9 protein-coding genes, 3 pseudogenes and 1 other annotated feature are annotated in these 11,129 nt (G+C 65.7%); of the genes and pseudogenes, 6 read left to right on the top strand and 6 right to left on the bottom strand.

What is annotated here, in order from left to right; genetic code table 11:
• The 3 genes and pseudogenes from JCO01S_RS02725 to JCO01S_RS02720 form a co-directional block, all read right to left on the bottom strand.
• On the bottom strand, window positions 1-315 hold a 315-nt coding region (locus JCO01S_RS02725), incomplete at its 3' end, for a J domain-containing protein (protein WP_157074447.1).
• A 314-nt stretch (window positions 316-629) separates the two neighbouring features.
• Window positions 630-1,242: pseudogene (locus JCO01S_RS15320) on the bottom strand (IS5 family transposase); the annotation flags it as partial.
• A gap of 51 nt (window positions 1,243-1,293) precedes the next feature.
• Window positions 1,294-1,863 (bottom strand): TetR/AcrR family transcriptional regulator, encoded by a 570-nt coding sequence (locus JCO01S_RS02720; protein ID WP_068250302.1) that lies wholly within the window; start codon window positions 1,861-1,863, stop codon window positions 1,294-1,296.
• A 134-nt stretch (window positions 1,864-1,997) separates the two neighbouring features.
• Here JCO01S_RS02720 and JCO01S_RS02715 point away from each other — a divergent pair, with 134 nt between their 5' ends.
• The gene (locus JCO01S_RS02715; protein ID WP_068250299.1) at window positions 1,998-3,020 is read left to right on the top strand and encodes an alcohol dehydrogenase catalytic domain-containing protein; all 1,023 of its coding nucleotides are present in this window, start codon (window positions 1,998-2,000) and stop codon (window positions 3,018-3,020) included.
• A gap of 155 nt (window positions 3,021-3,175) precedes the next feature.
• Window positions 3,176-4,303, top strand: coding sequence for a low temperature requirement protein A (locus tag JCO01S_RS02710; RefSeq protein ID WP_068250296.1), 1,128 nt, complete (start codon window positions 3,176-3,178; stop codon window positions 4,301-4,303).
• Between the two features lie 137 nt (window positions 4,304-4,440).
• On the opposite strand, the pseudogene JCO01S_RS02705 reads toward JCO01S_RS02710, so the two are convergent.
• Window positions 4,441-5,622 (bottom strand): annotated as a pseudogene (locus tag JCO01S_RS02705) (IS3 family transposase).
• A gap of 559 nt (window positions 5,623-6,181) precedes the next feature.
• The gene (locus JCO01S_RS02695; protein WP_068250286.1) at window positions 6,182-6,874 is read right to left on the bottom strand and encodes a TetR/AcrR family transcriptional regulator; all 693 of its coding nucleotides are present in this window, start codon (window positions 6,872-6,874) and stop codon (window positions 6,182-6,184) included.
• Window positions 6,875-6,938: 64 nt separating this feature from the next.
• Between JCO01S_RS02695 and JCO01S_RS02690 the strand changes: the two genes are divergently transcribed.
• From JCO01S_RS02690 to JCO01S_RS02680, 3 genes are all read left to right on the top strand, one after another.
• On the top strand, window positions 6,939-7,694 hold the full coding sequence (locus tag JCO01S_RS02690; protein ID WP_068250284.1) for an SDR family oxidoreductase: 756 nt from the start codon (window positions 6,939-6,941) through the stop codon (window positions 7,692-7,694).
• Between the two features lie 29 nt (window positions 7,695-7,723).
• Entirely contained in the window at window positions 7,724-8,053 is a 330-nt protein-coding gene (locus JCO01S_RS02685) for a nuclear transport factor 2 family protein (RefSeq protein WP_068250281.1), read from the top strand.
• Window positions 8,054-8,160: 107 nt separating this feature from the next.
• Window positions 8,161-9,348, top strand: coding sequence for a low temperature requirement protein A (locus tag JCO01S_RS02680; protein WP_218002205.1), 1,188 nt, complete (start codon window positions 8,161-8,163; stop codon window positions 9,346-9,348).
• 67 nt (window positions 9,349-9,415) lie between these two features.
• On the opposite strand, the gene JCO01S_RS16475 is transcribed toward JCO01S_RS02680, so the two are convergent.
• Window positions 9,416-9,613, bottom strand: coding sequence for a transposase (locus tag JCO01S_RS16475; RefSeq protein ID WP_169796885.1), 198 nt, complete (start codon window positions 9,611-9,613; stop codon window positions 9,416-9,418).
• A gap of 103 nt (window positions 9,614-9,716) precedes the next feature.
• Here JCO01S_RS16475 and JCO01S_RS02675 point away from each other — a divergent pair.
• Window positions 9,717-10,941: pseudogene (locus tag JCO01S_RS02675) on the top strand (IS3 family transposase).
• Window positions 9,945-10,074, top strand: a sequence feature (AL1L pseudoknot). (Overlaps the previous pseudogene by 130 nt.)
• Window positions 10,942-11,129: the final 188 nt, after the last annotated feature.

The raw sequence follows: 11,129 nt of genomic DNA, 5'->3' as shown, positions 1-11,129 counted from the left end.
GGGCTCGTCCCCCCAGGTGCCCTCGGTACCCCAGGTGTCCTCGTAGTCGTCGGGGTCAGGACCGGTTTCAGGTGACTGCGGTGTGGTCTGCGAGGCGGCCTGCCGCTCGCGTTCGGCGTCGTAGGCGGCACGTCTAGCCGGGTCGGAGAGGATCTCGTAGGCCCTGTTGATGCGGGCGAACTCCTGCTGGTCTGTGGCGTGGGCGGAGTCTGGGTGCAGGTTCTTCGCCCGGGCTCGGTAGGCGGCCTTGATGATCGTGGCGTCGGCTGTGGTGGCTACGCCGAGCACTTCATACCAGTCGGAGGTGTCGTTCATGGAGGTGTCCTGTCGCCCATATACCGCTGTTCCGCAGGGGTGTCCTGCCGCCTACGGCGTGTCCGGTCACAGGCTATATCGCCAGGCACGTGACCGAGACTCGCCCTAGGGCGTGTTGCCCAAGGGCGGATCGCCGTTCGCCGGCGCGTCCTGGCCTGATAGCACACCGAGAGATATCTGACGAGACCCGGGCGAGGATCGGCCCGCTGCTCCCCGAGGCGAAGGTTCCGCCGGATGGCGGCCGGCAGATCCAGAGACTGTCGTCGAGGCTGCCGATTAGCGACACAGAACCGGCTCACCCTGGCGGAAGATCGCCGGCAAGGAACAGTCTCGTCGCTGCAATGCACGTCAAGCCGGTCGGGCGGCCTTCCGACCGGGCTGCCGGCTCTCAGCTGCTGCAGCACCGACACCAGCATCAGCGCATCGCCGGCCTGACCCGCAGTCAGCAACACCACCAGCGGCAGCCCGAGGCCGTCGACAAGGTGGCGTAGCTCCGTTGGCGGCCCGCCGCGAGAGCGATCCGAAGCGTGATCTGGCAGATCTGCCTGTAGATTCGTGTAATTCGACCTTCCCCTTAGCCTGGCAACAGATATTGGTCGATTTCTGGTAGAGCGGAGCGATCGTCGAATCCTCCGAGACCGTCCGGTCGATCTGGTCGGCTTCGTCGGCTGCCGCGGTCAGCCGCTCCAGCACCCGGTCCCAGGTGCCGTCAGCGGCCATGCGCCGGTGCCAGGTCCAGACCGTCTGCCAGAGACCGAAGACCTCGGGCAGATCGCGCCAGGCGATGCCGGTCCGATACCGGTAGATGATCGCCTCGACCATGGTCCGCGCGTCGGCGAAGGGCCTGCCCTTGCGGCCTGTGGGGCGGGGCAGCATGTCGGCGATCATCGACCACTGGGCATCGGAGAGCACCTGGAACCTCGACATCTGCTCAGTCTCGCAGGACGGGCGCTATATATTTTTCAGACATGCCCTAGGTCACCCTACGATCGAGCGCACCGCGGCGACGAGCGCGGCCCGGTGGCTGACGATTCGCTGGTCCGATCCGTCGGGTTCGGCGGCGAGTCCGCGCAGGGCGGGAGACGCGTTCGACCACGACGTTGCAGTCGAGACCGTAAATGCGAGCAGATCGGCGGCGTCACACTGATTGCCGATGGCTCCGGACTTCTGCGCCTCGGCGATGGCAGCCACCTTGGGCCGGTACTCCTCGATCTCCTCGCTCCCGACAACGGAGCGCTCGAGCTGCGCCCAGACTGTCAGGCGCAGAGTCTGAGGATGCTGGAGGAGGTAGTCGAACATGCGTCCGGCATAGTCGCCGAGGTCATCGGCGGCGAAGGGGACGGCAATGACGAGCTCCCGGAGGGCGTGGGCGACGACGATGTCGAAGAGCTCCTCCTTGTTGCCGAAGTGGGAGTAGATGGAGCGCTTGTTCGCCGACGCGGACTCGGCGATCCGATCGACTCGCGCGCCAGCCAAGCCGTACTGGGCGAACTCGATCACGCCCGCGTCGAGGATCCGGGTCTTGGTGGCAGTCGCGTCAGGTGGCATGGCACCAGTTTACAGGAGAACGTAACTAACCAGTTATTGACGGACCGATCAGGGACAACTATCGTGACACGAACCAGTTAGTTACCTATCGTGGCCGGCACGCTTTGCTCGACCACGAGAGAAGGAGTAATGCCATGAAGGCAGTCGTCATGACCGGAGCCAACGAGCCCTGGCAGGTCCAAGAAGTCCCGATGCCCACCGCCGAGCCCGGCCAGGTGCTCGTCAAGGTCCACGCATCGGGAATGTGCTACACCGACGTGTGGGCCACGCAGGGCGCGGGCGGCGACATCTACCCCCAGACGCCGGGCCACGAAGTCGTCGGGGAGATCGTCGAGGTCGGTGTCGGCGTGCACGGCCGAGAGGTCGGTGACCGAGTCGGCACCACCTGGGTGCAGCAGGACTGCGGCCGGTGCGACTACTGCCTCAAGCGGCTTCCGCTGACAGGGCAGACAGCCATGAACTGCGCGGCTCCGCGGCTGACGGGCTTCACCGCCCAGGGCGGCCACGCGGAGTACATCGCGATCGCGGCCGAGGCCACAGTACTGCTGCCCGATGAGCTCGACTACGTCGACGCGGCACCGATGATGTGCGCCGGCTACACCACGTGGAGCGGGATGCGCGACGCGAACCTGCGGCCGGGCGAGCGGATCGCAGTCCTCGGCATCGGCGGGCTCGGGCACGTCGCCATCCAGCTGGCCAAAGCCTCGGGCTTCGAGACGATCGCGATCACGCACTCGCCAGACAAGCACGACCTCGCAAAGCAGCTGGGCGCGGACCACGTCGTCGCCAACGGCCAGGAGCTGGCCGACCTCGGCGGCGCAGACCTCCTGCTGGTCACCACCAACGCCTTCGACACCGCTGAAGACGCCATGACCGGGCTGCGGCCGAGCGGGCGCGTGGTCCTCAGCGGGCTGGACTTCACCCGCCCGTTCTCGATCTCGTCGGACGGTGTGCCGTTCCACATGATGCGCCAGCAGGTCATCGGATCCACGCACGGCGGCCAGCACTACCTCGGAGAAGTCGTCGACCTGGCCGGAAAGGGCAAGGTCAAGCCGATCACCGAGACCTTCTCCCTCGATCAGGCCACCGAGGCCTACGACCGGCTCTCCACCGGCAAGATGCGCTTCCGCGGAGTCTTCACCCCGCACAGCGCCTGACCAACGGCACCTGCACCCTGGGCCGGGCCGGACTGGCTCGGCCCAGGGTGCGGGCGCTTCCGCCCACAGACCTCGCGAAAGGACGACCCATGCCCGAGGCCCAGCAAGGTGCTCCGCGCCCGCTCCGGACCACTGGCCGCGCCCGGCTCATCCCAATGCGCCCCCGCGACCCTCACGAGCAGGGGCGGGCAGCGTCGACGCTGGAGCTCTTCTTCGACCTGGTGTTCGTCGTCGCCGTCAGCATCGCCTCGGTCCAGCTGCACCACGCGCTGGCCGAAGGTCACGTAGGGCAGGGCATCCTCGACTACGCGATCGTCTTCTTCGGGATCTGGTGGGCCTGGATGAACTTCTCCTGGTTCGCCACCTCCTTCGACAACGACGACTGGCTCTACCGGGTGCTCACCATCCTGCAGATGGGCGGCGTGCTGGTCTTCGCCTCGGGCATCCCGGCGGTGTTCGAGCGCTACGACTTCACCGTGCTGATCATCGGCTACGTCGTGATGCGGCTGGCGATGGTCGCGCAGTGGCTGCGCGCGACCCGATCAGGCGGGGTCGCCGGTCGCGCGGCCTGGTCCTACGCCACCGGGATCGCCGTGGTGCAAGCCCTCTGGCTCATCACCCTCCTACTCCCCTCACCGGCCTTCCAGATCGCGCAGGTCATCATGATCGGCGCTGAGATCGCGGTCCCGATCATCGCCGAACGCATCGGCAACACCCCGTGGCACCCGCACCACATCACCGAGCGATACGGACTCTTCGTCCTCATCCTGCTCGGCGAGAGCCTGCTCGGATCGGCCAACGCCATCGTCGAGGCCCTCGGCCACACGAAGGACCCGGCTCCGCTCATCTCCCTGGCCGCGCTCACCCTGATCACCACCGCATCCCTCTGGTGGCTCTACTTCTGGCCGCCGCACCACCACGCCATCCGATCCTTCGCCAGCTCGCTGGCCTACGGCTACGGGCACTATCTCATCTTCGCCGCAGCCGGTGCGCTCTCAGCTGGCATCGAGATCGAGATCGGCGTCCTCGCCGGCCACGGCGAGCTCCACCCACCACTGGCTTCGTTCGCCTACACCGTTCCGGTCGCCGTCTTCGTCATCGGTGTCTGGGCACTGGCGATCAGGCCCCACGGTGATATTTGGGTCAACGTCGCCGTACCGCTCGCTGGCCTCGCCGTGCTCATCGACCCGGTCATCCCGATTCCCTTCGCACTCACCTCCGTCATCCTCGCTCTGATGATCGCCGTGCTCGTGTGGAGACGACCACAGCGACGGCTCGAGTGAGGGCGGCGCAACAAGCGGTCCAGGAGAGCTCGGGCAACTGCCCCGTGATCGTCCCCCGCGTCAAACGTTTACGCGGTGCGCCGACCCTGATCTTTTTCTCTTCTCGGGTCTGCTGAGGGTTCGGTTGACTCCGTAGTTCACGCCGCCAACGCGACGTCTTGAGCGTAGACGGTCTCGTATTCGATCGGAGTCAGTTTCCCAAGCCGGCGCTGACGACGACGCCGGTGATAGGTCCGCTCGATCCAGTGGATGATCCGCCTGCGCAGCTGATCCCGAGAATCCCAGGACCGCGTGTTCAGCACGTTCTTGACCAACGTGGAGAAGAAGCTCTCCATCGCCGCGTTGTCCCCGGCAGCACCGACTCGGCCCATCGACCCGGCCAGCCGATGGGCCGCCAGCGTGCGCTGGTACTTCCGTGATCTGAACTGACTGCCTCGATCCGAATGGACCACACAGCCGATGACCGCGTTGCGACCGCGGCGAGCAACGGCATCCTCGATCGCGGCCACCGCCAGCGCGGACTTCATCCTCCGATCAAGCGCATAGCCGACGATCCGGTTGGAGAAGACATCCTTGACCGCGCAGAGATACAGCGTGCCTTCAGCAGTGCGGTGCTCGGTGATGTCGGTCAGCCACAGCCGATTCGGAGCTTCGGCGGTGAACTCGCGGTGGACCAGATCGTCGGTGACCGCAGGGCCAGCCTTCTTCGTCGTGGACCGGGACCTGCGCTGGGTGGACGAGAAGATCCTCTCCTGCGAGCACAGCCGCCAGACTCGTCGTTCCGAGACCAGATAGCCGGCGGCGGTGAGCTCGTCGGCGATGAACCGGTGGCCGAACTCCGGGTCGTCGGCGTGGATGTCATAGGCGGTATTGAGCAGATGCGCCTCTTCCAGGTCCCTTGCGGCGACCGGGGCGGCGTTCCATTTGTAGAAGGCCTGTTTGGAGAAGCCCAGTACCCGACAGGTCACCGTCACCGGGACTCCGGCGGCGGCAAGGTCGCCGACACAGCGGGTACATCATTTTGGGCGGGCCTGGCCGATCTTCAGGTTCGCCTGCGAGAGATAGGCCGCGGCTTCACGCAGGACCTTGTTCTCCTGCTCGAGCTCGCGGATGCGCTGGAGCATCCTGGTCGGCTCAGCGCGATCTTCGACCGTCTCGGACGGTTCGAAACCGTGCTGGGTCATCCTGCGGTTCTTCACCCATAGCTGCAGGGTCGACTTCGACAGTCCCAGATCTTCGCAGACCTGTTGCTGAGTCATCCCGGAATCGAGGAGCTCCAGTGCGGTGGCCTTGAACTCCTCGGAGTAGATCTTCGGCATAGTGACTATCCTCTCTGCTCGCTCGAGCAGTCAGGAAGTCAACCGAACCCTCAGCAGACCCCTGGCCGAACTACAACCACTGGAGAGTCGCAGCCAGGCACACGCCGGAATGGTAGTTCCGTGCCTTCTTGTCTGAGCGCATCGCGATGCCGCGCCACTGCTTGAGCTTGTTGAAACATCGCTCGACAACGTTACGGCCGCGGTGCGCGAGCGTTGCTCGTCGCCGAAGTCGATCGGGCAACCGCGCTTCTTTCGTCGGTGGGCGACCTGGTCATCTCGTTCGGGAATCGTCGCGGCGATGCCGCGCTCCCGGCAGCCATGCACGATTCGCCTTCGACGGATACCCTTTGTCTGCCATCACCCAATCAGGTCGGCTCCGTGACCGTCCCCGGCCAACTGGGACCCGGATCCGCTCGAGCGTCGCTCCCGACGCGACCCCCCGGCCGTCGTGTGCTGGCTCGTCGCCGTTGCCTGGAACCTGACAGCCGTCGTTCCCGCGACGCTCCACTTCACTAAGCGCGACGCGTAGCCGTTGTAGAACTCGAGTCGTCGAATTCGCCTACGACGGCGTCTCGACGCACCGGCTCAGTCTGCCGAGCCACTCGATGAGTAGCTGCGTCTCGGACCTGCCCAGGACCTCCGGACGGGACGCGGCGAGCTCGATCGCGGCGGCAAGAGGGTTGTCCAGCTGCGTTCCTGTACCGGTGATAGCTGTGATTGCACCCTCGCGGACGGCGCGGGACAACGCTGGATCAGGGCTTGCCAGGATGATCTGACGCAATGTGACGCCGATGTTGGTCACGAGGATGTGCGCGGCCGCCTGCTCGGAGGGGACGGCGAGCCTGCCCTGCTCGGCCGCCCTAACCGTGAGTCCACGCAGGATCTCGCTGGGACGCGACTGCGCTTCGGGGGAGTGCCCGGGGCGGACCTTGCCGTACATGAGGGTGTAGAAACCGGGGTTGGCCAGGCCGAAGGCGACGTGAGCGTCCCAGCCGGCACGGATGTCCTGGATCGGGTCGCCGGAGGACTCCATCGACGACTTCTCGCCCAGGTATAGATCGAACCCGCGCTCGATGACTGCGTCGATCAGCCCTTGCTTGGACCCGAAGAAGTGGTAGAGCGTCGGCATCTTCACCCCGACTGCGTCGCACACCGCGCGCAGGGAGAACTCCTCGCCAGGTGAGGCAGCGATGAGGTCGGCCGCCGCGGCGATGAGCCGCTCGCGTGTATCGCTTGTCGGTGTTCCTGTCATGATGCTACTTTAGCTCATGTATCAGAGAGATACTCTTGCATACTGACGATACAGAGGGAGACTCATGGCTGAGCACACACTCAAGGACAAGAACGTTCTGATCGGGGGCGGCGCGAAGAACCTCGGCGGGCTGATCGCCCGCCAGGCGGCCGAGGCCGGCGCGAACGTCGCGATCCACTACAACTCCGACTCCAGCCGCGCCGACGCGGAGCAGACCCTCGCCGCGGTCGAGGCCGCAGGAGGCAAGGGCGCGATCTTCCAGGGAGACCTCACGGTCCCCGCGAACGTGGCCCGCCTGTTCGCCGACGCGGAGGCAGCCCTGGGGAAGATCGACGTCGCGGTGAACGCGGCTGGCAAGGTGCTGCGCAAGCCGATCGTGGAGACCACCGAGGACGAGTACGACTCGATGTTCGACATCAACTCCAAGGCCGCGTACTTCTTCATCCAGGAGGCCGGGAAGAACCTCGCCGACGGTGGCAAGATCATCACCATCGTCACCGCCCTGCTGGCCGCGTTCACCGACGGCTACTCCACCTACGCCGGTGGCAAGGCTCCGGTGGAGCACTTCACCCGTGCTGCGGCCAAGGAGTTCGCCGATCGCGGCATCTCGGTCACCGCCGTGGCCCCCGGCCCGATGGACACGCCCTTCTTCTACCCGCAGGAGACGCCCGAGCGCGTGGAGTTCCACAAGTCCCAGGCCATGGGGAACCAGCTCACTAAGATCGAGGACATCGCCCCGATCGTCCGATTCCTCGCCTCCGAGGGCTGGTGGATCACCGGTCAGACGATCTTCGCCAACGGCGGCTACACCACCCGCTGAGCTCGACGCCACGCACAGAGGAGCACTTCATGGCAGCACCCACCATCCCCGAACCCGTGGCCTCGTTCCTCGCTGCCGTCAACAGGCACGACGAACAGGCCTTCCTGGACGCCTTCGCCCCTGACGGGGCTGTAGACGACTGGGGGCGCACCTTCACCGGGCGCGAGCAGATCAAGGCATGGAGCGACAAGGAGTTCATCGGATCCCACGGCACCCTCACCGTCGAGGAAGTAGACACCGCCGGCGACACGGTCACCGTCATCGGCGACTGGCGGTCAAACCACGCTAACGGTCGGTCGAGGTTCGTTTTCGACGTCCACGGCGACAAGCTCGCGAAGATGACGATCCGCGAAGGCTGAGCCGTCGGCACCTGCATCTCGAGCGGGCGTCCAGCCAGATGGACGCCCGCTCAGTGCTGCCGCGTTCGATACTCACGCACGACACCCACATGCGAGGTTCGTCAACCATGACTGCCGTCCCACTCGCCCGCGCCGGGCACCGTCGATCCGAGGTCGGCCCTGTCGAGCTGTTCTTCGACCTGGTCTATGTCTTCGCCATCATTCAGCTCTCGCACTTGCTCATCGAGCACCTTTCCTGGGAGGGCGCTGCCCAGACCATCGTGGTGTTCGCCGCGGTGTGGTGGGGCTGGAACTACACCGCCTGGGCGATGAACTGGCTGGATCCGGGTCGCACCCCTGTGCAGTTGCTCTCCGGGGTGCTCATGCTTGCCGCATTGGGCATGTCGATCGCCATCCCCAGTGCGTTCGGCGACGGAGCCTGGTTGTTCGTTGGGTGCTACCTTTTCATGGGCGTCCTTCGTCCGGGCTTCATGATGATCGCCTACCGCGGGCACCAGCTCGCAGCCAACTACCGCATGCTGCTGCTGTGGACCCTGCTGGCCGGCATCTTCTGGGTCCTCGGTGCGGCACTGCCCCTCGAGTGGCGGCTGGGTCTGTGGCTGATCGCGGTGCTCATCGACTACGCGGCCCCGCTGGCCCACTACCGGATCCCCGGCATCGGCGCAGCCCCTATGCACCAGTGGGACACGGACGCCGAGCACCTGGCCGAGCGCAACCGTCTCGTCTTCATCATCGCCCTGGGCGAGTCCATCCTGCTCATGGGCGGCACCATCGTCTCCCACGGCCAGCTCACTGCGTCGCTCGCCCTGAGCATGCTCGTCGGCTTCGCGTCCCTGTTCGTACTCTGGTGGAACTACTTCGCCCTTGCCGGCCCCGAGACCCACGGCGCGGACTCGTCAACCGGGGCCCTCCGATCGGCCTATGCCTATGCGCATGCCTTCATGGTCATGGGCGCGATCCTCGTCGCCGTCTCCATCGAGCTGCGGCTCTCCCACGACCACCTCACGCCCGCCATCGTTCTCGTGACTGCAGCAGGTCCGCTCGTCTACCTGGCAGGGAACCTGTTGTTCCTCCGGTCCCGCTTCGGACGCCTCGCGCGGTCCCGGTTCATCGCAGCGGCCGTGCTGGTGGTGATCACGATCGCCGCGATGCTGCTGATCGATCACCTGCCGGTGATTGCCTTGAGCGTCGCCGTGCTCGCCGTGACGGCTGTTCTCGCCGCCCACACCGCCTACACGGCGTCGTATTCGTCAGCACTCCGGCAAAGGGCCAGGCCTGAATTAGGGCATGCCTGACAAATGTGCGGTCCACGCGATCACCGCGTTAAGCACCGCAGCAGCCCGATAGGTCAGAGCGTGCTTGTCATAGCGGGTCGCGAGCCCGCCACTGCTTGATTCGGCTGTAGCGGCGTTCGACGACATTGCGGCCGCGATAGGCGTCCGGATCGACGTTCGGCAGCCGCCCGCCGGCTGATCCGCGCCGCAGCCGGTGACCTTTCTGGTCCTCGGGCTCGAGGATGTGGGCTGTGATGCCCCTGGCGCGCAGGGGCTTGCGGATCACCTGAATCGCCCCGGGTCTGGTGGAGGCTCTGATTCCACGGAAGGATGAAGAGCATGGCAGCACCGAGGAAGTACCTGACGAGCTTCGGGACCGCGCCACCAGGATGGCGATGGAAGCACGACGCGACCCGGCCACCAGGCCGGGGACGTTCCGCCGAGTAGGTGAGCAGCTCGAGATCAATCCTTCAGACTCTGCGCAATTGGGTCCAGCAGGCCGAGATCGACGAAGGCCACCGTCCCGGCACCACGACCAGCGAAGCCCAACGCGTGAGCGAGCTGGAGAAGGAAGTGCGCGAACTGCGCCGTGCCAACGCGATCCTGCGGTCGGCCTCGGCTTAATTCGTCAGCGGAGCTCGACCGCCCACAGCGCTGATCATCGACTACATCGACAGCCACAAGCACCAGTTCGGCGTCGAGCCGATCTGCAGGACGCTGACCGCAGCCGGGACGCAGATCGCGCCGAGCACCTACTACGCCGCCAAGTCCCGCCCGCCCTCGGCCCGCTCTCTGCGAGACGAGCAGCTGCTGGTCGAGATCCACCGGGTGCATGCGGAGAACCTCGGCGTCTACGGTGCGCGGAAGATCCACGCACAGCTGCGCCGTGAAGGGATCCCGGTGACTCGATGCACCATCGAGCGTCTCATGCGTGCTGAGGGTCTGCGAGGGATCAGCCGAGCGAAGGGGCCACGCACCACGATCGGCGGCAGTGCGCCGGATACACGTGCTGATCTGGTCCAGCGAGACTTCACCGCCACGGCTCCGGACCAGTTGTGGGTCGCTGACATTCCCCCGCAAGCGGGAGGTGCCCCCACCTACTGCAGGACCTTCGCCGGGTGGGTGTACGCCGCCTTCGTCGTCGATGTGTTCTCCCGCCGCGTGGTCGGCTGGCAGCTGTCGAAGTCGCTGCGGACCGATCTCGCTCTGGACGCGCTGGAGATGGGCATCTGGACACGCCAACGCCAGGGACGGGACCTCGCGGATCTGACTCATCACAGCGATAAGGGTGTTCAGTACCTCGCGGTGCGCTACACCCAGCGGTTGGCCGAGGCTGGGGCGGCTGCTTCAGTCGGCTCGACTGGGGATTCGTATGACAACGCGCTGGCCGAGGCGTTCAACTCGTTGTTCAAGGCCGAGCTGGTCCGCAACCGCGGGCCGTGGAAGAGCATCGACGAGCTCGAGTTCGCGACTGCCGAGTACATCGACTGGTTCAATCACCGTCGACTCCACGGCGAGATCGGAATGGTCCCTCCGATCGAGTTCGAGGAAGTCCATTACTATCAGAACCACCCCGTGCCGGCACCTGCTGGCGCGGCACTTGCGAGTCTCTAACAGACCCGGGGCGATTCAGACTCCTGCCGATCTCGCACCCCGAGGACTGGGCGGCGGTGTCACAGGAGGTCAGGGATGGCGGCTACGTTGAGCGCAGGCAGGACTGAGTAGTCTCGATAACGTGGGGCCGTGCAGCAGCATGAGTTGACTCCACGCCAACTACCTCCGTCCACCGGGGCTTAGTTCGC

The sequence above is a fragment of the Janibacter corallicola NBRC 107790 genome (genome assembly GCF_001570965.1).
In the GTDB taxonomy this organism is placed as follows: Bacteria; Actinomycetota; Actinomycetes; order Actinomycetales; family Dermatophilaceae; genus Janibacter; species Janibacter corallicola.
This window is presented reverse-complemented; position numbering and strand designations above follow the sequence as displayed.

Coding starts and splice junctions, on each gene's coding strand:
- JCO01S_RS02680 (WP_218002205.1), top strand. CDS start 8,161: ATGACTGCCGTCCCACTCGCCCGCGCCGGGCACCGTCGATCCGAGGTC.
- JCO01S_RS02685 (WP_068250281.1), top strand. CDS start 7,724: ATGGCAGCACCCACCATCCCCGAACCCGTGGCCTCGTTCCTCGCTGCC.
- JCO01S_RS02710 (WP_068250296.1), top strand. CDS start 3,176: ATGCGCCCCCGCGACCCTCACGAGCAGGGGCGGGCAGCGTCGACGCTG.
- JCO01S_RS02720 (WP_068250302.1), bottom strand. CDS start 1,863: ATGCCACCTGACGCGACTGCCACCAAGACCCGGATCCTCGACGCGGGC.
- JCO01S_RS02715 (WP_068250299.1), top strand. CDS start 1,998: ATGAAGGCAGTCGTCATGACCGGAGCCAACGAGCCCTGGCAGGTCCAA.
- JCO01S_RS02690 (WP_068250284.1), top strand. CDS start 6,939: ATGGCTGAGCACACACTCAAGGACAAGAACGTTCTGATCGGGGGCGGC.
- JCO01S_RS02695 (WP_068250286.1), bottom strand. CDS start 6,874: ATGACAGGAACACCGACAAGCGATACACGCGAGCGGCTCATCGCCGCG.